The following is a 21,159-nucleotide window of genomic DNA, read 5'->3' on the forward strand; positions in this document are numbered from 1 at the left end:
TGGCCAATCGCATATTGATAATAATTGTATCAAATAGGGTATGAGGACTCATCCCTAAGGGCTATTTCTCGTCGGTATTATTATCCGTTAACTCTTTTTGCTGGTCTTTTGGTAGATGCTTATAGATGTATACACCCGTAAGTAAAGTGAAGAGCAAGGTAGCGATGAGCAAACCAAACACTTTGAAGTTAACCCAAACATCCAACGGTAGGCTGAAAGCAACGTAAACGTTGAGAACGGCACATAGAGTAAAGAATAGAGTCCATGCCCAGTTGATCTTGCCCCATACCGAATCAGGCAGTGTGATCTCTTTGCCTAACATACCTTTAATCGCTGATTTGCCCATGATGTGACTGACCGTCAGACCAATAGCAAACAGTGCGTAAACGATGGTGACTTTCCATTTAATGAAGTTGTCATCGTGCAAGAAGATGGTCATGCCACCAAATACGGCAACCATTAGAAAGGTGATGACCTGCATTTTTTCGACTTTCTTGTAGATGAAGTACGTCATAATAATTTGAACTGCAGAGGCAACGATCAAAGCACCGGTCGCGGTATAGATGTCGTACATCTTATAAAGCGCAAAGAAAATAATGAGAGGAATGAAATCAAGAATTTGTTTCATGAGACACTGACTATCCAGTTAGTTGAGTTGATGACAGTCTAACGAAAACTGTCTCGATGCTAAATAGCCCGAGACAATTGGGTGCCAATTAATTCAATCTAACCGCTCATCGTGTTTTACGAGTTTTAACAGTTTATCGCATTGACGAGGTTTGGTAGCGAGGTATCAGCTTCTTGATGTCTTCAAGGTAACCTTCGCTTTTCAAGCTGTCTAAGGTGTTTTCGAGTTCTTGTTCGCTCATGGCAAAACACGTCGATTTACCGGTCGTTAAGTCGAGATACTCGTGATATTCACGTTCTGTGAAGTGGCCAATTCTGTCCATTAATAATGTTTTAATTCCATGGTGAATCAAGCCGTAATACGTATGTCTTTGTAAGGTCATAGCCTATCCTCCGTGACAAGCTGCAGTGAAACTGTTGCAACCTGCTGTATATTGGTTGGGTTATCTATGACAAAGCAATTCGAATGCCATTTTCTCCAACTGAACAGAATAAATACCCGACTAAATAGAATTGAACTTCTTTTCAAATAGTTAAAGGAAGGTACGTTCTATTCTCTGACAATCAATACGAAACAGACCTCAAATAGTTTCATTTTGAGAACGGTAAAATTCTCATTATGACGCTCTACTACCGCTTATAGTGTGAGCCTTTCAACGGTGATGCCGCTAATCGACCAGCCAATCAACCAGCGTAGATAAGGATGTATTTTGTCGATTCTTGGGTTGCAGCAAGAAGTAACCATTTCCAGAGAAGACACTGCCTTCGCTCACTTTCACCAATCTACCCAAATCAATATCTTGCTTGGCCAGCGTGATGTCGCCAATGGCAATACCAAACCCTTGAATGGCGGCGTTCATCGCTTGATCGAGTGTCGCGAATTGTTGGTTGTTCTTGCTTGAAAGGTCGTGGCTGCCTATGTGTTCTAACCAAAGTCGCCAATCACTTTGCTCGTTGTTGGCGTGTAGCCAAGTGTATTGGGCAAGCTTGTGTGGCTTGATGATGGTCGACGCGTCGTTGACAAGATGGTTCTGCGTAATGCTTTGTGCTTGGCAAACGGGCGCTAGCTGCTCGTTAAACAATAATTGGCTGACAATCGATTGTTGGTTTGGCTTCTTACCATAGGTAATTACGGCGTCAAACGGATCAAAGCTTGGTTCGAAGACGTGCTTGATGGTCGACGTGAGTTCGACATCAATTTCGGGATAGGCTTGCTGAAAAGACATCAACTTAGGTAGTAACCAAGAGGTAATACAGCTCGGTGCGTTGAGTTTGATCTTAGAGGGAGAACTTGCGACTTGATTGAGAGCCGATTGCAGTTGATGAATCGTTCCTTGTATCAGGGGAACCAGTTCTTCTCCTTTCGGCGTTAAAGACAATCCTCGAGCATGGCGATAGAAGAGATCACAGCCAAGGCTTTCTTCAAACGACAATATCTGACGACTTACTGCACCTTGCGTAACATTGAGCTCATGTGCCGCTCGCGTAAAGTTGAGATGCCTTGCCGTCGACAAGAACGCGAGCAAGGTTTTAGTTGAAGGAAGTGTGCGATTCATATCTTTACCTATGACTTTTTATCATGGCTATTATGTGATTATTTCGATTCATTTATCAATAGTGTTCTGTTTGAATGTAAATACTTAATCATCATTTGTGATTCAATATGTGTATAAGTCACATTTTTTGAATATGAAGGCAGTGGTGAAGACATTGTGATTTTGTGAAAGGGATAGCTTCTTGACATCTTTTATCGATAGTTTAGTACCTCAGGCTGTAAAAAAATTAATACCTTATCAATCAGCAAGAAGAATTGGCGGTGATGGACGTGTCTGGCTAAACGCCAATGAATTGGAAAGCTCGCTGTTTCAAGGAGAAGTAAGTCACAACCGATACCCAGACTTCTTACCACAAGATATTGCTAAGGCTTACCAAGATTACTGTGGCACTGATGCTGCGACTGTTGCCGTTCGTGGCGCCGATGAAGCGATTGATTTGCTGATCAGAACATTCTGTAAACCGGCAAGCGACAACATACTTATCTGTTCACCCACGTATGCGATGTATGAGTTTTGCGCCGATGCATTGGCGATTAATACCTTGGACTCTCCATTGCAGCAAGATTTCAGCCTGAACGTCGCTGATATCGTGAATAAGGCAGAGCTGGCGAATATCGTGTTTCTTTGCTCACCAAACAACCCAACGGGTAATGTGATTCCTAAATCGGATTTGATTCAGGTACTGGAAGGCACGATTGGAAAATCTCTAGTGGTAGTCGATGAAGCGTATATCGAGTTTGAACCACAAACGTCAGCGGTGAGCCTTATTGAGCGTTATCCGCATTTGGTAGTAATTCGCACCTTGTCTAAGGCGTTTGGACTGGCTGCGGTTCGTTGTGGTTTTATCTTAGCGAGTCAAAATGTGATGCAGTATGTTGCGAAGCTGATTCCACCTTATCCGATGCCGGATTGCTCATCGCAAATCGTGTTAGACGCTTTGTCTGATGAACGAGTCTCAGTGATGCAAGACGCCACACAAAAGCTGGTCGAACTACGTAACTGGTTTGCTTGTGAGTTAACGCAGTTTGATTTCATCGAGTCTGTTTACCCTTCATCGACGAACTTTATTTTGCTGCGTCAAAAACCTGGGCATCAAGTGTTCAGTGTATTGGCGAAGGATGGCATTGTGACAAGGAATCAAAACCACGAACCTGCTTTGCGTAACTGTGTACGAATCAGTATTGGTAGCCAAGAGAGCATGCTCGAAGTGATAACGTCATTTACACGTTACCAAACCGAATTAGAAAAGAATCAACAAAGTAAACAAGTTCAACAATCTCAACATAAAGAAACTCAATCTCAACTCGATAAAAATCATATCTAGGATGGCAATGATGAAAAAGATAATACTAGGACTCGCTTGTGCGGCCGCTTTACTTGGTACAACGGTACAGGCGAAAGAAATCCGTTTGGCGTCAGACTTTACCTATCCGCCATTCAACTACAAAAACAGTGATGGTGTGCCTGTCGGGTTTGACATTGAGATAGCTGATGCCTTGTGTGAGCAAGCCAAACTCGATTGTACTTGGGTTTCACAAAGTTGGGACTCGCTAATTCCAAGTTTGCTGGCAAGAAAGTCAGATGTGATCATGGCTTCAATGCGTATTACCGAAGAGCGTAAGCGCAAGATTTTGTTCACCGATAAGTATTACCAAACACCAGCCGTATTTGTTGCTGCCAAAAGTGCAAAGTTTGATATTGATAAGCAAGGCCTCGATGGTAAAACTATTGGAGTACAGCAAGGAACGATTCACGATCGCTACGTAACAGACAAGTTTGGGGATGTCGCAAATATTAAGCGTTATACCGGCCAAGATGAGGTGTATCTGGATCTGCAAAACGGTCGTCTAGATCTAACCTTCGGCAACTCAGATCAGCTGTCATTGGCTTTCTTAGACAAGAAAGAAGGTGAGGGTTTTGAATTCAAAGGCAAAGCAGTGACCGACAAAGCCTACATTGGCGAAGGCACGGCACTAGCGTTAAGAAAGCAGGATTCAAAACTGGCGAAACAATTCAATGCCGCGATTGAAGAGATCAGAGCGAACGGTACTTACGACAAGATCGCCGCTAAGTACTTCACGTTTGATATCTACGGGGCTGATTTGTAATTCGTCTAACGCCTAAAAATTAGAACACCAAAAACAAAAATCCGAGGGCTGTAAGGCTCTCGGATTTTCTAGTTTATGCTGGTGGTGTCAATTCAAGTCACCACCAACTTAGCGCTTAATATTACGCTTGCTGTTTTTGTAGCTCAGCTTCTTTCGCTTCGTCTTCGATTAGAGAATCAACGATGACTGCACATGCTGCATCACCAGTGATGTTCAGAGCAGTACGGATCATGTCGAAGATACGGTCTAGAGCAAACAACAGAGGTAGACCTTCAATAGGTATACCAGCTGCTAGAAGAACCGCAACCACTAGGAAAGAAGGACCTGGAACACCTGCTTGACCAACTGCGCCTAGCGTCGACGTTACGATGATAGCAACGTAAGCACCCATAGACAGGTCGATGTTGAACAGCTGTGCGAAGAAGATAGCAACTAGGCCGTAGTAAATTGCATTACCAGACATGTTGATCGTCGCACCAAGTGGCAGAACGAATGAAGCCGTAGAGTTGCGAACGCCAAGTTCTTTCTCTACCGTTTCCATTGTTACTGGCAGTGTCGCCATTGAAGAGGCTGTTGATAGTGCAACCGCTTGAGGCTTCTTCATTGCCACTAGGAACTTCTTAGCTGAAGTCTTAGTGAAGATCTGAATCATCAGTGGGTAAGCAACAAAACCGAAGATCAGGATCGCAGCGATGTAAACAACGAACAGTTTGAACACAACCATAAGTGCGCCAAAACCGAATGTACCAACTGCTTCTGCCATTAGGCCGAATACGCCAAGTGGTGCAATGATCATAACCTTGTTGATCATCCAAACCATAGCGTCAACAATCGCGTTTACGCCATTGATGATAGGATCACGTTTTTCTTTCGCTTGTTTAGAAATCGCAATACCGAAGAATAAGCAGAAAACGAGAATTTGCAGAATGTTTGCTTCATTCAATGATTGGAAAACGTTGGTAGGGATCATGCCAGTGATGGTTGCCCAGAACGTTGGAAGTTCGCCTTTCGCAGCGTATTCAGAAGAGAACATGCCTTCTACGCCAGAAACATCGATACCACGACCCGGTTCGAATACTTCACCCATTACTAGCGCTAGCGCTACAGCAAGTGCAGACGTTAGTGCAAAGTAACCCAATGTAGTTACGCCGACTTTACCTGCAGATGAACTGTTGCCTAAACCAGCAGCACCTGAAATCAGTGCAACTGCGACTAGAGGGATAACCAACATCTTGATCAAGTTGATGAAGATAGCACCCAGTGGAGCGAACATAGTTGCGCTGTCACCCATCATCGCACCAACTACAGTACCGACGATCATTGCAATAACGACTTGAACGCCGATGTTGCTTAGTAAACTCTTTTCTTTTAACACTTCCATAACCTCTGTGCTACTAAATATAAAAATCCCAGAACTACTCACCAATGTACGATGTACCATTGGATTAATATTTCGCGACGAGTTTTACACGTATCCTTTACATTTATCAATATGAGCAGAGGTGAAAGTCTCTGAAAAACAGGTGGTCTAATGTCATTTGTTGATTTTGCACAACAATGCAATCGTTTGCCTTGGTTTTTTATAGCGATGTTATTTGTTGAATTTATAAAAGCTTTTTCGCTGGAGGTTTTGTGAATGATTTACAATCGTTGGTGTTGAAAACGTCCCATTAACATTTTGATTTCATTTGCGAGTGTTTTTTGAGCGTTTGTGTTGGGGTAAATCCACAGGTACGTGTTGTGTGAAATTTAGCCTGAACTATGCTTAAGGTATCTATTTATTACCAAGATGTTACCTCTGCGCTTTAAATAAAACGTCTATCTAGCATCTCAGTTGTAAGGAGAGGGGCTATGACTTTTATATTAAAGTACTTGTTTGCGTTTCTTCTGTTGCTCAGCTCAGTGTTTGCTCAGGCCGATGATGTCTGGGTGATTGAGGTGAACGGAGGGATAGGTCCGGCGACCAGTGATTACCTCACTAGAGAAATAGAACAAGCTCACGATGAGCAAGCAAAGCTCATTATTTTGAAAATGAACACGCCTGGCGGGTTAGATTCGTCGATGCGTGACATTATTCGATCCATCACCACGTCACCGATTCCAGTAGCTACTTGGGTTGGGCCTGCGGGCTCACGAGCAGCGAGCGCCGGAACCTATATTTTACTTGCTAGCCATATCGCCTCTATGGCGCCCGGAACCAATTTGGGGTCCGCCACGCCTGTCTCTCTTGGCGGTGGTAAAGCACCGACTAATCCGCTATCTCCTCAAGACGATGCCAATAAAGATGACAATACGTTAGCAAGTGAGCAAGACGAAACAAAACAAGAGAATTCAGACCAAGTAAAAGCTACCACTGCGATGGAGAAGAAAGTCATCAACGATGCTGCAGCCTACATTGTTAGTTTGGCTAAGCTACACAATCGCAATGAAGAGTGGGCTGAAAAGGCGGTAAGAGAAGCGGCGAGTTTGGACTCAGAGAACGCGCTCACACTTAACGTGATCGATTTTATTGCTAGCGACCTTCAGCAATTGGTTGAGCTGAGCAACGGACGCACCATCACCATCAACGGTATCAATCAGGAAGTTCAACTTAGTGATGTGGCGTTTGTTGAGCGTGAACAAGACTGGCGCTTTAGTTTACTTTCGGTGATTACTAATCCAAACGTCGCTTACATCCTCATGCTCATTGGCATCTATGGCTTGTTGCTGGAGTTCTATAACCCAGGGGTCGGCTTACCGGGTGTATTGGGCGGTATCTGTTTGTTATTAGCGATGTACTCCTTACAAATGCTGCCGGTGAGTTATGCCGGCCTTGCCTTAATCCTGTTGGGAATAGCCTTAATGGTCGCAGAGGCCTTTAGCCCGAGTTTTGGTATTTTTGGTTTGGGCGGAGTTGCTGCGTTTACGCTCGGTTCAATCATGCTGATGGATACCGAAGTGCCGGGTTATCAAATCGCATTGCCGTTAATTATCGGGATCAGTTTGTTCTCTGTTGCCTTTATTGTCGTAACTATCTCTATGTTAGTCCGAGTGAGAAACAAGCCTGTGACTACAGGGATGGAAGCGGTGGTTGGTGAGACAGGTAAAGTTGTCAGCGGTTTCCCAGGTGCTGGCCGAGTGCTAGTTGAAGGTGAAATTTGGCAAGCTCAATGCGCCAGTGAACTGCAAGCGGGGCAGCTTATCAGAGTGACCAAACTGACTGGGTTGCTGTTGGATGTTGAGGCGTTGCCCGATGAGATACCACCGAGCCCCAGTTAGCGCGGAATACAGGGATACACTTGATTGACTTAATTATTGCTTAAGCATCGTTACCATTAGGGGGCGGTTATGTTTATACACACTATAGGTATTGTCATCGTGCTCGTTATCTTGTTGATAGCCAGCATGTTCAGAGTTCTGCGCGAGTACGAGCGGGCAGTGGTGTTCTTCCTTGGGCGCTTTTATGGCGTTAAAGGGCCGGGGTTGATTATCATCATTCCTTTCATTCAACAAATTGTGCGAGTGGATCTACGAACTATCGTTTTGGATGTTCCAACACAAGATTTGATCACCAGAGATAATGTGTCTGTGAAGGTTAATGCTGTGGTCTATTTTCGAGTGCTCGATCCGAAAATGGCGATCAACAACGTTGAGAACTATCTTGAGGCCACCAGCCAACTTTCACAAACAACGTTACGTTCTGTTCTAGGTCAACATGAGTTGGATGAGCTGTTGTCTGAGCGAGAAGAGCTCAATAGAGATTTGCAATCGATACTGGATCAACACACCGATAACTGGGGGATTAAGATTGCTAATGTTGAGATTAAGCATGTCGACCTTGATGACAGTATGGTACGAGCGCTTGCTAAACAAGCAGAGGCAGAGCGTTCTCGTCGAGCTAAGGTGATACATGCAACAGGTGAGCTAGAGGCATCCACTAAGCTAAGAGAAGCCGCAGAAGTGCTGAACAAAGCGCCTAACGCCATTCAATTGCGATATATGCAAACGCTAACCGAGGTAGCGAACGAAAGAACCTCCACCATCATCTTCCCAATGCCAATCGATCTAGTGGAGAAGATAACCGACCCGATCAAAGCGACACTCAATGAGGCTGCAATCAAGAAAGCGATGAAAGCCGATGAGTGATTGGCTCAAATGAAAAGCAATAAAAAAGGCTCCACAGTTGTGGAGCCTTCTAATATGTGAATCATTGGTTCGAATTAACGACCAATGATTCTAACTGTTACTTCTGCGTTGCCGCTTTCATTGGCGTAACAAACTCAGCAAGAGCTTTAAGCATTGCTTCTGGTTGTTCAACGTTATTTTCAATGATTTTCACAACCGCTGAGCCAGAGATAGCACCAGCAGCGCCAGCTACAATCGCTTCTTTCACTTGTTCAGGAGCAGAGATACCGAAACCAAGTAGTGCTGGTGGCGCATCAAACTTGTTCAAACGATCAAGTAGGGCAGTCACAGGCATGTTTGCCTTGGTTTCTGCACCCGTTACGCCTGAGCGAGAAAGTAGGTATGTGTAACCGCCACCTAGCTCAGAAACTGATTGAAGTGTTTCATCGCTTGCTGTTGGTGGAGCAATAAAGATTGGGTGAACACCAAACTTCTTAGTTGCAGCAACAAACTCGCCACTCTCGTTGGTTGGTACATCAGCAATCAATACTGAATCGATGCCTGCTTTTGCGCAGCGTTCGTAAAAATTTTCTATACCACGTGCGTAAACCAAGTTTGCGTACATCAGTAGGCCGATTGGTAGCTCTGGGTATTTAGCGCGAATTTGACCAATAAGATCAAAACACACATCTGGCGTTACTTTAGAATCTAAAGCACGAATGTTTGCGCCTTGGATTGTTGGGCCATCTGCAAGCGGATCTGAGAATGGGATACCAAGCTCAAGTGCATCTGCACCCGCTTCAATCAAAGTTTCCATGATCTTAAGAGACTGTTCAGGGTTAGGATCGCCAACCGTTACGAATGGTACAAATGCGCCCTGATTCTTTTCAGCTAAGCGAGTGAAGAGTGATTGATAGCGATCCATTATAATGCTCCTTTCTCTTTAAGAATGTCGTGTACAGAGAAAATGTCTTTGTCACCACGACCAGATAAGTTAACGACTAATAGCTGTTCTTTCTCTGGGTCGTCATGAGCCATTTTAACAGCATGAGCCAAAGCATGAGATGACTCTAGCGCTGCGATAATACCTTCTTTACGTGCAATCAATTGGAACGCTTCTAGCGCTTCGTCATCGGTCACGTTGTCGTATTCAGCACGGCCAATGGCATTTAGGTGCGCGTGTTGAGGACCAACTGATGGGAAATCTAGACCTGCAGAAACAGAGTAAGACTCTTCTACTTGGCCGTTCTCATCTTGCATCAGTGGTGCTTTCATACCGAAGAAGATACCCGTTTTACCGTGCTTAAGTGGCGCGCCGTGTTGGTCGGTATCAATACCTTTACCAGCAGGCTCTACACCGATTAGGCGTACAGACTCTTCTTCAATGAAATCTGCGAACATACCGATAGCGTTTGAACCACCGCCGACACAAGCGATAACCGCATCAGGAAGGCGACCTTCACGAGCTAGAATTTGGTTCTTAGTTTCTTCACCAATCATGCGTTGGAAATCACGAACAATCGTTGGGAATGGGTGAGGACCTGCTGCAGTACCCAATAGGTAGTGAGCGTCTTCATAAGTTGCAGACCAGTCACGTAGTGCTTCGTTACACGCATCTTTTAGCGTTGAAGAGCCAGAATGAACAGGGATAACCTCTGCGCCCATTAGCTTCATACGGAACACGTTCGGGCTTTGACGTTCAACGTCTTTTGCACCCATGTAAACACGACACTTAAGACCTAATAGAGCACAAGCTAGAGCTGTTGCCACACCGTGTTGGCCTGCGCCAGTTTCAGCGATGACTTCCTGCTTGCCCATACGTTTTGCTAGCAATGCTTGACCAAGTACTTGGTTTGTCTTGTGAGCACCGCCGTGAAGGAGATCTTCACGCTTTAGGTACAGTTTGGTTTTCGTACCTTTTGTCAGGTTGCGTGCGAGCGTTAGCGCCGTTGGACGACCAGCGTACTCTTGAAGAAGCGTCATGAATTCGCTGCGGAACTCAGGATCGGCTTGTGCATCGATAAATGCTTGTTCAAGTTGGTCTAGTGCTGGCACTAGGATCTGCGGTACGTATTGACCACCGTATTCACCAAAGTAGGCATCGAGTTTAGCCATTGTGTTATTCCTTCAATTCTACTGATGTGTATTCACACCAAGTCATTTAATCTTGTTTGAGCTTCGCAAAAGGCAAAGCTCACAAATATGTTTTTAGTTTCTGCTTTCTAATTTCTAGCGCCGAGTTTGGACTAGTAATTGCGAATCGCAGCAAAAGCAAGCTGCAGCTTGTCTGCGTCTTTTTTGCCTGGAGCGGATTCAACGCCAGAGTTTAGGTCCAATCCTAAGCAGCCCAGCTTAGCCGCTTGGTTGGCATTTTCTGGGTTTAGGCCACCCGCCAACATGATTGCGCTTTGGTTGTTGATTAGGCTCCAATCGAACACTTGGCCTGTGCCACCTGTTTGAGAACCCACTTTAGTATCTAGCAGGTGACGAGTCACGTTGCTTTCCAGTAATTCTGGTAGCGAGCTCTCAGCATCGGGAGCAACACCATAAGCTTTCCAAATCTCAACGCTTTCAGGCAGTGACTGTTTTAACTCATCGACAAACGCTTGAGATTCATCACCGTGCAGTTGCACCGCAAATAAACCTAGCTCAGAAACCGTTTTCGCAACGTCTGCTACGCTGTGGTTTTGGAACACACCCACGTAGTTCAAAGGTGCGCCACTCATAGTTAAACGAGCCGCTTCGATATCCACATGACGCTTCGATGCTTCAACGAAAATCAGACCACCGAATACCGCACCAGCTTGATACGCTTTCGCTGCATCATCAGAGTGAGTTAAACCACACACCTTGTTTTCGCCCAGCGTTACTTTACGCACCGCAAGCTCAAGGTTCTTCTCTGCCATTAGAGAGCTACCGATTAGGAAGCCATCTGCAAACGTTGAAAGGTCACGTACTTGTTGATGTGTGTAGATGCCAGACTCTGAAATCAAGACTGCGTTTGGAGCCAGTTCGCGAATCAATGGTGCCAACTCTTTAGTACGGTTCAAATCAGTCGAAAGGTCACGTAAGTTACGGTTGTTAATACCGATTACTTTCGCGTTTAGAGCGACTGCGCGGTGAAGTTCTTCTTCGTTACTGACTTCGGTTAGTACACCCATGTTGAGCGAGTGAGCAACTTCAGCAAGTGCTTGGTACTCTTCGTCATCTAATACCGATAGCATCAACAAGATAGCATCTGCAGAGTAGTGACGAGCTAAGTAAACTTGGTAGGTATCAACCATGAAGTCTTTACACAGGATAGGCTGCTTAGCAATGCTGCGAACCTTAGGTAAAAACTCAAAGTCACCTTGGAAGTACTTCTCGTCTGTCAGCACAGAAATCGCGTTTGCGTGGTTGTTGTAAACCGACGCAATGTAGTCGAGGTCAAACTCGTCACGGATTAGACCTTTTGACGGAGATGCCTTTTTACATTCAGTGATGAAAACTGTTTGCTCTCCGCTCAGAGCATCATAAAAGCTGCGGTCTGTTGCAGTTAGTGACGCTTTAAACTCATCCAATGGTTGAGTCTGCTTACGTGCATCAACCCATTGGTATTTATCACGAACGATTTTTGCTAATACTTCCGCCATTTCAGCTTCTTTGACTGAAACGTGGGTCGACAGTTTATCGGTAGTCTGTGTCATGTTCTTTGTCTCAATTCGTCGTTCGTTAGGCGTGTGCAGCAAGCTTTTGTACAAGCTCGTAAGCTTTGCCTGAGTTCATTGCGTCAATCGCTTGCTGTGCGTTGGCTTTTAGGTCTTCGTGACCAAACAGACGCATCAGTAGAGCAACGTTGACTGCCACTGCGCCAACTTGAGCATCAGTACCTTTACCCGTCAGGATATCTGTTGTGATAGCTTTGTTTTCTTCTGGCTCGCCGCCCTTGATTGCTTCAAGCGGGTGAGTGTTCAAACCAAAGTCTGCCGGTGTCACTGTGTACTCGTGAATTGCTCCATCTTTGATCTCCGCAACGATCGTTTCGCCGTGAATGGCGACTTCATCAAGTCCGCTACCGTGAACAACTGCTGCGCGCTTCATACCCATTTGTAGCATGGTTTCTGCGATAGGGCGTACAAGCTCTTTGCTGTAAACACCCATTAGCTCGATGTTAGGGCGAGCAGGGTTAATCAGTGGGCCAAGGATATTGAAGATAGTACGTGTTTTCATCGTTTGACGAACTGGCATCGCGTGACGCACGCCACCGTGGTATTGCGGAGCAAATAGGAATGCTACGCCAAGCTCATCGACAGCCGTACGCGTGTCTTCCGCCGTCATCGCTAGGTTGATGCCAAACGAATCCAGTAGGTCAGAAGAGCCTGATTTGCTCGATACACTGCGGTTACCGTGTTTCGCAACTTTCAAACCACATGCAGCGGCTACAAATGCTGAAGTCGTTGAAATATTAATGGTGTTGTGACCGTCGCCGCCTGTACCTACGATATCTGCAAAATCGTAATCTGGGCGTGGGAACGGGTTTGCATTAGCAAGCAGTGCTTTCGCCGCACCGGCGATTTCGTCCGGTGTCTCGCCTTTGATTTTCAGTGCAGTCAGAGCAGAAGCCATCAGGATTGGGTCTAGTTCACCCTTGATGATAACGTCGAATAACTGTTGGCTTTCTTCTTGAGTAAGAGACTGCTGTTCGTAAAGTTTATTAATCTGTTCCATGATCGTTTCCTAGTTAGCCTTTTTATCAAGAGTGTCGTTCTTCTCAAGAGCCCATTCGATAGCGTTCGCTAGAAGCGTTGCACCGTAGGTTGTCATAATTGATTCTGGGTGGAATTGGAATCCACATACTTTGTCTTGTTCTTGAACCACAGACATGACCAAACCATCGACTTCAGCGGTTACCGTTAGACTATCTGATACATGGGTAGCAACCAGAGAGTGGTAGCGAGCAATAGCCAGTGGAGAAGGTAAGCCTTGGTAAGTCGCATGATTTTGGTGCTCCATCATCGACACCTTACCATGAATGATTTCGCCTGCGCCTGCAACGGTACCGCCATAAGCTTCAACGATCGCTTGGTGGCCTAAGCAGATACCAATCATTGGCACCTTGCCTTTTAGCAGCTGAATTAACTCAGGCATGCAGCCCGCGTCTGCTGGAGCGCCAGGACCTGGTGAAAGTAGAGCAACAGGGTTGTCTAGTTCGTTGATTGCCGCTTCCACTACCTTTGCAGAGATGTTGTTACGGTATATTTTTACGTTGTGACCCAATGAACGGAATTGGTCTACAAGGTTGTAAGTGAATGAGTCGAAGTTATCGATGAATACAATATCAGCCATGATTACGACTCCTTCTTGTTAGAGATGTTTTTAGTGTGAGCAGCTTGAATCGCTGAGATGACCGCTTGTGCTTTGCCGCGAGTTTCATCGGCTTCTGCTTGTGGATCTGAGTCGAAAACTACACCAGCACCAGCTTGCACTTGTGCAATTCCATCTTCAACGTAAGCAGAGCGAATCACGATACAGGTATCTAACGTGCCTTCACCTGTTAGGTAACCTACCGCACCGCCATAGCTACCACGACGCGTTTTTTCTACATCACGGATAAGCTGCATTGCACGGATTTTTGGCGCGCCTGTTAGGGTGCCCATATTCATACAAGCTTGGTAAGCGTGTAGGGCATCTAAATCTTCACGTAGCTGACCAACAACACGAGAAACCAAGTGCATGACATGGCTGTAGCGGTCTACTTTTAGCAGGTCTGCCACGTGGCGAGTGCCGGCTTCGGCAATACGTGCCACATCGTTACGTGCTAGGTCGACAAGCATCATGTGCTCAGCGTTTTCTTTCTTGTCGGTGCGCAGTTCAAGCTCGATACGGCTGTCTAGGTCGAAATCGATTTGACCATCAGGACGCTTACCGCGACGACGAGTCCCCGCAATTGGGTAGATCTCAATTTGGTTGGTTTCAGTTTCGTATTTCAGCGCGCTTTCTGGAGAAGCACCAAACAGCGTAAATAGCTCATCTTGCATGTAGAACATGTAAGGGCTTGGGTTGCTTTGCTTAAGCTCTTTGTAAGCGGCTAGTGGAGCAGGGCAAGGCAGCGTGAAGCGGCGTGATGGTACGACTTGGAACACATCGCCTTTTACTACGTATTCTTTTAGGTCACGAACCGTTTGACAGAAATCTTCATCAGAAACGCTTGGTACCGCTTCCACGTTGTCTAGTGGCGTCACTTCCGTGATGGCTTTGAGTGACTGACATTGTGTTTGAATGTCGGCTAAACGCTCAGTTAGTTGTGCTTTGATGCTGTCGTCTTGAGCGAACAAGCTTGCGTGAAGCAGACCTTGGTTCTCTTGGTGGTCGAAACGAAGCAGGGTTTCAGCCACGTAGAATACAAAGTCAGGGCAGTTGTTGGTTGCTTCAGCATCGCCTAGCGGTTCAAAGTTCGCCACGATGTCGTAAGCGAATAGGCCAGCCATGAATAACGCGTGCTTATTATCAGCGTCTTGCTCAAAGCTGTGCTGAACCAAACGTAGTGCATCGAAAGAAGAAGCTTCTCTTAAGCGTGAGTCTTCGTCTAATTCGTTGCTCGGCTCAACAAAAGTCAGCGTCAGTAAGTTATCCGTCAAATCAGATTTAATCTCTGCTTTCACGTTTTGAGTTAGGTGTTCGATAAGCGCTTGACCGTTTTTAGTCAGGGCTTGAAAGGTTACTTCATGTTCGCGGCATACAATGCGAACAGCAGAGTCGATAAGGAGTAGGCTTGTCAGGTTCTGTTTAGATTCAATCTCAGCAGATTCCAACAGCAAACTGTCTGTTTTGTTTTCACACAAGGTATGGAAAACACTGGTTGGATCTTGCGAGTAAGGAACTGAAGAATTGATGACCTCAATGGTTCCCAGCTTTTTGATTTCAATGGCCTTGTTCACAAGACCTCCTTTATGATTCTTTAAATTTCCTGCCGTACATAGTCGCATAAAGATACCTTTCACCCAATCTAGAATATGGTCAATTCGATGATTTGTTAGTCAGTTGAATGTGAGATGTTCGACAAATTAAAAAGCCCGCTATGGAAGCGGGCTTAGTGATAACTTTTTTATAAACAAACTGTTTAATTAGAAGTATACGTTAGCCCACCAAGAACTTGTCCAAGTGCGCCACCAATTAAGCTCTGAACTTGCTTCTACTGAAGAAAGTTCTAAAACTTTATCTTTATGGTCTTGGTTAAATTCTTGTAACATGGTGAACCTATCAAATGTGATACTTCGTATTTGTGTACTAGTTAACTAGTTTTCTGCTTGCGGGTCAAGTGTGTTGACACAAATATAACGATAAAAATTGAAAACAATGAAAAGAATATATGAGAATTGATCTACATAGTCATACAACAGCCTCAGATGGCCGACTTACTCCACCTGAGCTAATTGACCGAGCGCTAAGCTTTAACATCGAAGCGTTAGCGATTACAGATCATGATACGACGGATGGGCTTGCTGAAGCGCGCAACTATATTGCGGATAACAATCTTCCTATTCAGCTGATTAACGGCATCGAAATCTCCACAGTATGGCAAAACAAAGATATCCACATTGTCGGTTTAAACGTTGACCCTGAGTCTCCAGAGCTGAAAGCTCTTATTGAACAACAGAAGCAGCACCGTATTGGCCGTGCCGAACTGATTGCCCAGCGCCTTGAGAAAGCAACACGCGAAGGGGTATTAGAAGAGGTTAAGTTGATTGCTGGCGATGCACCGATCACTCGCGCCCATTTTGCTAAGTGGCTAGTCGATAACGGTTATGCGAAAACCATGCAGCAAGTGTTCAAAAAGTTTCTTACTCGCAATAACCCGGGTTACGTGCCACCAACTTGGTGCTCAATGAGTGATGCTGTCACGGCCATTCACGCCGCTGGTGGGCAAGCGGTATTAGCGCACCCAGGCCGATATGGTTTTACTGCTAAGTGGGTTAAGCGTCTACTGACTGCATTTGTTGAGGCAAAAGGCGACGCGATGGAAGTGGCACAACCTCAACAAGCACAACAAGAAAGACGCACTCTTGCGGATTATGCTATACAATACAAACTATTAGCCTCCCAAGGCAGCGACTTCCATTATCCATCTCCTTGGATGGAACTTGGACGCAATCTCTGGCTACCTTCTGGGGTCGAAGAAGTATGGAAAGATTGGGAGTTTCAAACGGTTTCACCATCTGATAGCGATGTCAGTATCTAAGTGAAGCAGCTCCTTCTGATGATAGAGTCGAGAGATTCGATAACGAGGATCAATAATGAGCCAGTTTTTTTATGTACACCCAGATAACCCACAAGCACGCTTAATCAATCAAGCGGTTGCGATTGTTCGTAATGGCGGTGTTGTGGTTTATCCAACAGACTCAGGCTATGCGCTGGGTTGTCAGCTTGAGAACAAACAAGCACTAGAACGTATTTGTAAGATTCGTCGTATCGACGATAAGCATAACTTCACTCTGTTATGCCGTGACTTGTCTGAGCTGTCACTGTATGCACGCGTAGATAACGTTGCTTTTCGTCTGCTTAAGGCTCATACGCCAGGTGCTTATACGTTTATTTTTAAAGCGACCAAAGAAGTGCCAAAGCGTTTGATGAACGCGAAACGTAAAACCATTGGTATTCGTGTACCAGACAACAAGATCGCTCTAGACCTGTTAGAAGCGATGGGTGAGCCATTGATGTCTACGTCTCTTATCTTACCGGGTAATGAGACAACAGAGTCGGATCCAGAAGAAATTCGCGACAGCCTAGAACACGCTGTTGATGTTATTTTGAATGGTGGCTACTTAGGTGAACAACCGACCACAGTGATTGACTTCAGCGACGATGATGCTGTCATTCTGCGCCGTGGTGCCGGTGATCCAGCGCCGTTTGAATAATCGCATTACTGGTTAACAGTCTGTAACGATACAGAGCGCCTGCCATAAGTAAATAACAAGTGCTTTTTGGCAGGTAATTTGCGATAATACGCGACCGCGATTTGGTCGCGAAAAATTCATTCGACGTCTGTGAAGACGACAATTAGGTAGAAAAGAGTAAATGAGCGAAAAATTACAGAAGGTTTTAGCGCGAGCTGGTCACGGTTCTCGTCGTGAACTAGAAGGTTTAATCAAATCTGGCCGTGTAAGTGTTAACGGGCAAGTTGCGAAACTGGGCGAGCGTCTTGAAGACGAGAACTCAGTGATCCGTATCGATGGCCATACTGTTTCAGGTAAAGCGTCTGAAGAAGTGGTTTGTCGTGTACTTGCTTACTACAAACCTGAAGGTGAGCTATGTACTCGTCATGATCCTGAAGGTCGCCGCACAGTTTTCGATCGTCTACCTAAGATCCGTGGTTCTCGTTGGATTTCGGTTGGTCGTCTTGATGCGAACACGTCTGGTCTTTTGCTTTTCACAACCGATGGTGAACTTGCAAACCGTCTAATGCACCCAAGCCGTCAGGTTGAGCGTGAGTACCTAGTACGTGTATTTGGTGAAGTTACTGAGCAGAAGGTTAAGAACCTTGTGCGCGGTGTTGAACTAGAAGACGGCATGGCTCGTTTCGAAGATGTGGTTTACGCTGGTGGTGAAGGTATGAACCATACTTTCTACGTAGCGATTAACGAAGGTCGTAACCGTGAGGTTCGTCGTCTTTGGGAATCACAAGAAACAACAGTAAGCCGCTTGAAGCGTGTACGTTACGGTGATATCTACCTTGACAAGAAACTGCCTCGTGGCGGTTGGAAAGAGCTAGATCTTCAAGAAGTAAACTACCTGCGTGAGCTTGTAGAACTTAAGCCAGAGAAAGAGACACTGTTGGACCTTGATCCTTCAAACACTTCTCGCAAGCGTGAGCGTTCTCGTAGCCAGAAAATTCGTCGTGCTGTTAAGCGTCACGAAGAGCGCGCAAATGCGCCAAAAGGCCGTAGCCACCAAGCTAAACGTAAGAAGCCAGCTACTCGTGGTACTACAACACCTGATTCAGGTCGCAGTGCACCAGCAGCAAAAGGCAAGCCTCAGGCTAACAAAAGCAAGCCAAAGATGAACAATGGTCGTCCAGCTAAACCAGCTAAGCCAAGAACACGTCAGTAATTACATGACTTCTTAAGCTTAAAGCTTTATTGTTTTAAAGCACTGAATACTAAAAACCTGCTAACTTAGCAGGTTTTTTTACATCTGAACAAATAGAAGATGCGGGATGCGAGTAACCGAGTATCGAAAACATGCTGCCATAAACGCAGTAAGCGTGCTCTTCGCATCTCTTATCTCGTTTACGCGCATCTATAATCTGTTCGTATCTCGTATCTTCTACTTATGATTCGAAAAGTTATCACCCTTCGCCAAGCGGTCGTAAAGCACCACGTTCACAGATGCAGCGAGGTTCATGCAACCATTGGTTGGAACGTAAATCGTGTCGCGGCAGAAATCAGTGATCTCTTTCTTTAGCGTGCCATCTTCTGGGCCAAAAATATAAAACGCGCGTGGTGGGTGTTTGTAATCCGGTAGAGGCTTCGCACCTTCAATCAGATCAACGGCCACAGGCACGCAGCCTACTGGAATAATGTCTTTCAGCTCTTCAACGCCAATCAGTGGCAGCTCTAAGTGCTTCTCTTTGGTGTCGGTATGGAATTTTCGCGCATGATCGTAGCGTGTGCCTGTGTAGAACACAGAGTTAGCGCCGTAGCAGCCAGCCGCTCGCATTACAGAGCCTACGTTTTCAGGCGTCTTTGGGTTAACTAGGCCAATGCAGGCATAGCCTTTGGATTGTGTGTCTGTTTTTGCTTTGGTCATATCAGTGAATATAAAGTTGATAAAGAAAGAGAGTTCTCATGCAGGGAAGTAGCGTGATAAAAATAGCCGAGCAAGTGGCTCGGCTAGATTTTTAACTCGTTTACATGAGTGCTTGTTTACTCATGAAGTTGAGCGTTAGCAGTCGAATTAGTCGCGCTTCCACAGCATGTGACAGAACTTATGCTCCGGGTCACGGCTGATTAGCATTCGAGCAAATACGTCGTCTAGAACGTCATCAGCTTCATTCACAAGACCAATGCGCACTTCTGCGTAGATTTCTTTGTCGACTTCAAAGCCAACATGTTCAACCCAATCATCACCTGTTTCAACAAGCTCTGCAGCGCCACGGTCTTCAAACTGAGCCGTGAATAGAATCACATCTGCAGGTTCAAGGTTATCGGGTGCCATCTCTAGGAAGATGTCGTATGCAGTATCAATTGCGTCGTCATAAGACATTAGGTCGTTAGCTTCGGTCATAATAAGTATCTTAGCTTGCGCGGTTCATGTATTTACGTTCAGCAGTGTTTACTACTACTTTGTCGCCAGTCGCGATGTACTCAGGCACTTGGATAGTAAGACCTGTAGAAAGACGAGCAGGCTTAGTACGAGCAGACGCTGATGCACCTTTGATTGAAGGGTCAGTCTCTTCGATAACTAGCTCAACAGACGTTGGTAGCTCAAGTGTTGCTGCGTTGCCGTCGATAAGGATAGCGTACATACCTTGAGTGTCTTCGTTGATGAACAGTAGTTCGTCTTCGATAGTTTCACCGTTGAAGATGAATTGTGTGTAATCTTCGTTGTCCATGAAGATGTACTCGTTGCCATCAACGTAAGAGAACATTACTGCACGCTTTGTTACATCGATCGTTTCAACGATTTCGTCAGCCTTGTGGCGAACTTCAGTTTTAACGCCAGTTGCTACGTCGTTACCACGGAAACGGTAAATCTTTTGACCGCCACGGCCACCTGGTGTTGTTACTTCGATATCTTTAACAATGACTGTTTTGCTTTCTACTGTGATAGCAAAACCTTTTTTAATTTCACTTGCTCTAGGCATTTTGTGTTTGTCCTTAGTGGGTCTATCCGCTGATTATATCTCGGAGATGCTATAAATAGGAATAGCTTGAATCATAAAGTCACCTAAGCGATCATAGAGTCACAGTTAAATCATGATTTTATTTGCCGAAACGACCTATGCAGTTACCTGTTATTGACCCTACACAGCCTTTTCAACCCGAATTTCAACCTGTGGTTAACGATCTGATTACCTTCTTAAAAGGTGGGCTGGGTTCTAATCTTCACAGTGTCTATATTTATGGCAGTGTTGCTCGCAAGCAAGCTGTAGCTGGTCGCTCAAATCTTGACGTGGTTGTGGTGACACACCGTCCGTTTCCTGAGCAGCGAACTACGCTGTTAAACACCATTAAATGGCGCTTCCAAAAGAGCTTTCCTCAAGTCACTCAAGTGGCAATAAAAACCACATTGGTGAGTGAAGTGGTCGACTTCGACAATATCTTCACGTGGGGTTTTATGCTCAAGCACCTGTCGGTGTGTGTATACGGTGAAGACTTATCAGATTGTTATGGTGATTTCGAAACCAGTTGGGAAATAGCCAAGCATTGGAATATGGACGTTGAAAACTGGTTAGCGGTATATCGAAACAAAATTGCGCGAGCAACAACGCCTGAACAGCAAGTCGCAGCGCAAGTGATCATCGCCAAGAAGCTGCTACGAGCGAGCTACTCTTTGGTAATGTATCGTGATAAGTATTGGTTTGATAACCCCGTTGCTTGTGGTCAGCAGTTCTTGAAGTATCACCCAGACAGAGAAGTCGAAATCCAACGACTGGGTATATTGCTTTCAGGCCGACCGATTCCGAAACGTTCAGTGATTGGCATTCTGGATGGGTTTGGGGAATGGCTGGTTAAGCAATACCAGAAAACAGAGTTTCGAATCGGATAGAACTTCGTAACCTACAG

The 21,159-nt window shown here is 45.4% G+C and carries 22 protein-coding genes and 1 other annotated feature; of the genes, 8 read left to right on the forward strand and 14 right to left on the reverse strand.

Features of this window, described 5'->3' with window-relative positions; genetic code table 11:
- Nucleotides 1-61 precede the first annotated feature (61 nt).
- The 3 genes from A142_RS13015 to A142_RS13025 all read right to left on the reverse strand — a co-directional run bounded on the left by A142_RS13015 (nt 62) and on the right by A142_RS13025 (nt 2,183).
- Nucleotides 62-628, reverse strand: a complete 567-nt coding sequence (locus A142_RS13015; RefSeq protein ID WP_019821107.1) for a septation protein A — start codon at nt 626-628, stop codon at nt 62-64.
- A gap of 133 nt (nt 629-761) precedes the next feature.
- The gene (locus A142_RS13020; protein WP_017069991.1) at nt 762-1,010 is read right to left on the reverse strand and encodes a hypothetical protein; all 249 of its coding nucleotides are present in this window, start codon (nt 1,008-1,010) and stop codon (nt 762-764) included.
- A 285-nt stretch (nt 1,011-1,295) separates the two neighbouring features.
- Nucleotides 1,296-2,183 carry a LysR substrate-binding domain-containing protein gene (locus A142_RS13025; protein WP_019821110.1) on the reverse strand — a complete coding sequence of 296 codons (888 nt, stop codon included), beginning with the start codon at nt 2,181-2,183 and terminating at the stop codon, nt 1,296-1,298.
- Nucleotides 2,184-2,364: 181 nt separating this feature from the next.
- Here A142_RS13025 and hisC point away from each other — a divergent pair, with 181 nt between their 5' ends.
- Together hisC and A142_RS13035 are read left to right on the forward strand one after the other, a co-directional pair.
- Complete coding sequence (hisC, locus tag A142_RS13030) at nt 2,365-3,507, forward strand: histidinol-phosphate transaminase (protein WP_019821112.1); 1,143 nt, start codon at nt 2,365-2,367, stop codon at nt 3,505-3,507.
- Between the two features lie 10 nt (nt 3,508-3,517).
- Nucleotides 3,518-4,291: an ABC transporter substrate-binding protein gene (locus tag A142_RS13035; protein WP_019821114.1), complete on the forward strand. Its 774-nt coding sequence runs from the start codon at nt 3,518-3,520 to the stop codon at nt 4,289-4,291.
- A gap of 121 nt (nt 4,292-4,412) precedes the next feature.
- Here A142_RS13035 and A142_RS13040 read toward each other — a convergent pair whose 3' ends face one another.
- Nucleotides 4,413-5,732, reverse strand: coding sequence for a dicarboxylate/amino acid:cation symporter (locus A142_RS13040; RefSeq protein WP_019821116.1), 1,320 nt, complete (start codon nt 5,730-5,732; stop codon nt 4,413-4,415).
- Nucleotides 5,733-6,142: 410 nt separating this feature from the next.
- Here A142_RS13040 and A142_RS13045 point away from each other — a divergent pair, with 410 nt between their 5' ends.
- Nucleotides 6,143-7,549, forward strand: coding sequence for an NfeD family protein (locus tag A142_RS13045; protein WP_019821118.1), 1,407 nt, complete (start codon nt 6,143-6,145; stop codon nt 7,547-7,549).
- Between the two features lie 69 nt (nt 7,550-7,618).
- Nucleotides 7,619-8,416 carry a slipin family protein gene (locus A142_RS13050; RefSeq protein ID WP_019821120.1) on the forward strand — a complete coding sequence of 266 codons (798 nt, stop codon included), beginning with the start codon at nt 7,619-7,621 and terminating at the stop codon, nt 8,414-8,416.
- Between the two features lie 97 nt (nt 8,417-8,513).
- On the opposite strand, the gene trpA is transcribed toward A142_RS13050, so the two are convergent.
- The 7 genes from trpA to A142_RS13085 all read right to left on the reverse strand — a co-directional run bounded on the left by trpA (nt 8,514) and on the right by A142_RS13085 (nt 15,624).
- Nucleotides 8,514-9,320 carry a tryptophan synthase subunit alpha gene (trpA, locus tag A142_RS13055; RefSeq protein ID WP_019821121.1) on the reverse strand — a complete coding sequence of 269 codons (807 nt, stop codon included), beginning with the start codon at nt 9,318-9,320 and terminating at the stop codon, nt 8,514-8,516.
- A complete protein-coding gene (trpB, locus tag A142_RS13060) occupies nt 9,320-10,510 on the reverse strand; it encodes a tryptophan synthase subunit beta (RefSeq protein WP_019821123.1) in 1,191 nt (396 codons plus the stop codon). Before trpB ends, trpA begins: the two co-directional genes overlap by 1 nt.
- A 131-nt stretch (nt 10,511-10,641) precedes the next feature.
- On the reverse strand, nt 10,642-12,081 hold the full coding sequence (trpCF, locus tag A142_RS13065) for a bifunctional indole-3-glycerol-phosphate synthase TrpC/phosphoribosylanthranilate isomerase TrpF (protein ID WP_019821124.1): 1,440 nt from the start codon (nt 12,079-12,081) through the stop codon (nt 10,642-10,644).
- 25 nt (nt 12,082-12,106) lie between these two features.
- Entirely contained in the window at nt 12,107-13,102 is a 996-nt protein-coding gene (trpD, locus tag A142_RS13070; protein ID WP_019821125.1) for an anthranilate phosphoribosyltransferase, read from the reverse strand.
- Between the two features lie 9 nt (nt 13,103-13,111).
- On the reverse strand, nt 13,112-13,720 hold the full coding sequence (locus A142_RS13075; RefSeq protein WP_019821126.1) for an aminodeoxychorismate/anthranilate synthase component II: 609 nt from the start codon (nt 13,718-13,720) through the stop codon (nt 13,112-13,114).
- Nucleotides 13,721-13,722: 2 nt separating this feature from the next.
- Nucleotides 13,723-15,312: an anthranilate synthase component 1 gene (locus tag A142_RS13080; protein ID WP_029405347.1), complete on the reverse strand. Its 1,590-nt coding sequence runs from the start codon at nt 15,310-15,312 to the stop codon at nt 13,723-13,725.
- A gap of 125 nt (nt 15,313-15,437) precedes the next feature.
- Nucleotides 15,438-15,552: a sequence feature (Trp leader region), on the reverse strand.
- A complete protein-coding gene (locus tag A142_RS13085; protein WP_004741253.1) occupies nt 15,499-15,624 on the reverse strand; it encodes a hypothetical protein in 126 nt (41 codons plus the stop codon). (Overlaps the previous feature by 54 nt.)
- Before the next feature lie 119 nt (nt 15,625-15,743).
- Between A142_RS13085 and rnm the strand changes: the two genes are divergently transcribed.
- The 3 genes from rnm (at nt 15,744) to rluB (ending at nt 18,481) form a co-directional block, all read left to right on the forward strand.
- Nucleotides 15,744-16,613 carry an RNase RNM gene (rnm, locus tag A142_RS13090; protein ID WP_008224411.1) on the forward strand — a complete coding sequence of 290 codons (870 nt, stop codon included), beginning with the start codon at nt 15,744-15,746 and terminating at the stop codon, nt 16,611-16,613.
- Nucleotides 16,614-16,668: 55 nt separating this feature from the next.
- Nucleotides 16,669-17,289 (forward strand): L-threonylcarbamoyladenylate synthase, encoded by a 621-nt coding sequence (locus A142_RS13095; protein WP_004741255.1) that lies wholly within the window; start codon nt 16,669-16,671, stop codon nt 17,287-17,289.
- Nucleotides 17,290-17,449: 160 nt separating this feature from the next.
- The gene (gene rluB / locus A142_RS13100; RefSeq protein WP_019821128.1) at nt 17,450-18,481 is read left to right on the forward strand and encodes a 23S rRNA pseudouridine(2605) synthase RluB; all 1,032 of its coding nucleotides are present in this window, start codon (nt 17,450-17,452) and stop codon (nt 18,479-18,481) included.
- 216 nt (nt 18,482-18,697) lie between these two features.
- On the opposite strand, the gene A142_RS13105 is transcribed toward rluB, so the two are convergent.
- From A142_RS13105 to efpL, 3 genes are all read right to left on the reverse strand, one after another.
- Nucleotides 18,698-19,180, reverse strand: coding sequence for an RNA methyltransferase (locus tag A142_RS13105; protein ID WP_004741257.1), 483 nt, complete (start codon nt 19,178-19,180; stop codon nt 18,698-18,700).
- 147 nt (nt 19,181-19,327) lie between these two features.
- A complete protein-coding gene (locus A142_RS13110) occupies nt 19,328-19,657 on the reverse strand; it encodes an HI1450 family dsDNA-mimic protein (RefSeq protein WP_004741258.1) in 330 nt (109 codons plus the stop codon).
- A gap of 10 nt (nt 19,658-19,667) precedes the next feature.
- Nucleotides 19,668-20,237: an elongation factor P-like protein EfpL gene (efpL, locus tag A142_RS13115; protein ID WP_004741259.1), complete on the reverse strand. Its 570-nt coding sequence runs from the start codon at nt 20,235-20,237 to the stop codon at nt 19,668-19,670.
- Nucleotides 20,238-20,374: 137 nt separating this feature from the next.
- On the opposite strand from efpL, the gene A142_RS13120 reads away from it, so the two are divergent.
- Nucleotides 20,375-21,142: an elongation factor P gene (locus A142_RS13120; protein ID WP_019821130.1), complete on the forward strand. Its 768-nt coding sequence runs from the start codon at nt 20,375-20,377 to the stop codon at nt 21,140-21,142.
- Nucleotides 21,143-21,159: the final 17 nt, after the last annotated feature.

Source organism: Vibrio splendidus 12E03, from assembly GCF_000272105.2.
Lineage (GTDB): Bacteria > Pseudomonadota > Gammaproteobacteria > Enterobacterales > Vibrionaceae > Vibrio > Vibrio splendidus_I.

Bases quoted from the DNA above. Each gene is read 5' to 3' on its own strand.
- rnm (WP_008224411.1), top strand. From the start codon at position 15,744: ATGAGAATTGATCTACATAGTCATACAACAGCCTCAGATGGCCGACTT.
- trpA (WP_019821121.1), bottom strand. From the start codon at position 9,320: ATGGATCGCTATCAATCACTCTTCACTCGCTTAGCTGAAAAGAATCAG.
- A142_RS13020 (WP_017069991.1), bottom strand. From the start codon at position 1,010: ATGACCTTACAAAGACATACGTATTACGGCTTGATTCACCATGGAATT.
- trpD (WP_019821125.1), bottom strand. From the start codon at position 13,102: ATGGAACAGATTAATAAACTTTACGAACAGCAGTCTCTTACTCAAGAA.
- A142_RS13085 (WP_004741253.1), bottom strand. From the start codon at position 15,624: ATGTTACAAGAATTTAACCAAGACCATAAAGATAAAGTTTTAGAACTT.
- A142_RS13075 (WP_019821126.1), bottom strand. From the start codon at position 13,720: ATGGCTGATATTGTATTCATCGATAACTTCGACTCATTCACTTACAAC.
- efpL (WP_004741259.1), bottom strand. From the start codon at position 20,237: ATGCCTAGAGCAAGTGAAATTAAAAAAGGTTTTGCTATCACAGTAGAA.
- A142_RS13015 (WP_019821107.1), bottom strand. From the start codon at position 628: ATGAAACAAATTCTTGATTTCATTCCTCTCATTATTTTCTTTGCGCTT.
- rluB (WP_019821128.1), top strand. From the start codon at position 17,450: ATGAGCGAAAAATTACAGAAGGTTTTAGCGCGAGCTGGTCACGGTTCT.
- A142_RS13035 (WP_019821114.1), top strand. From the start codon at position 3,518: ATGAAAAAGATAATACTAGGACTCGCTTGTGCGGCCGCTTTACTTGGT.
- A142_RS13120 (WP_019821130.1), top strand. From the start codon at position 20,375: ATGCAGTTACCTGTTATTGACCCTACACAGCCTTTTCAACCCGAATTT.
- A142_RS13025 (WP_019821110.1), bottom strand. From the start codon at position 2,183: ATGAATCGCACACTTCCTTCAACTAAAACCTTGCTCGCGTTCTTGTCG.
- A142_RS13105 (WP_004741257.1), bottom strand. From the start codon at position 19,180: ATGACCAAAGCAAAAACAGACACACAATCCAAAGGCTATGCCTGCATT.
- A142_RS13095 (WP_004741255.1), top strand. From the start codon at position 16,669: ATGAGCCAGTTTTTTTATGTACACCCAGATAACCCACAAGCACGCTTA.
- A142_RS13040 (WP_019821116.1), bottom strand. From the start codon at position 5,732: ATGGTACATCGTACATTGGTGAGTAGTTCTGGGATTTTTATATTTAGT.
- A142_RS13045 (WP_019821118.1), top strand. From the start codon at position 6,143: ATGACTTTTATATTAAAGTACTTGTTTGCGTTTCTTCTGTTGCTCAGC.
- A142_RS13050 (WP_019821120.1), top strand. From the start codon at position 7,619: ATGTTTATACACACTATAGGTATTGTCATCGTGCTCGTTATCTTGTTG.
- A142_RS13110 (WP_004741258.1), bottom strand. From the start codon at position 19,657: ATGACCGAAGCTAACGACCTAATGTCTTATGACGACGCAATTGATACT.
- trpB (WP_019821123.1), bottom strand. From the start codon at position 10,510: ATGGCTAAACTCGATGCCTACTTTGGTGAATACGGTGGTCAATACGTA.
- trpCF (WP_019821124.1), bottom strand. From the start codon at position 12,081: ATGACACAGACTACCGATAAACTGTCGACCCACGTTTCAGTCAAAGAA.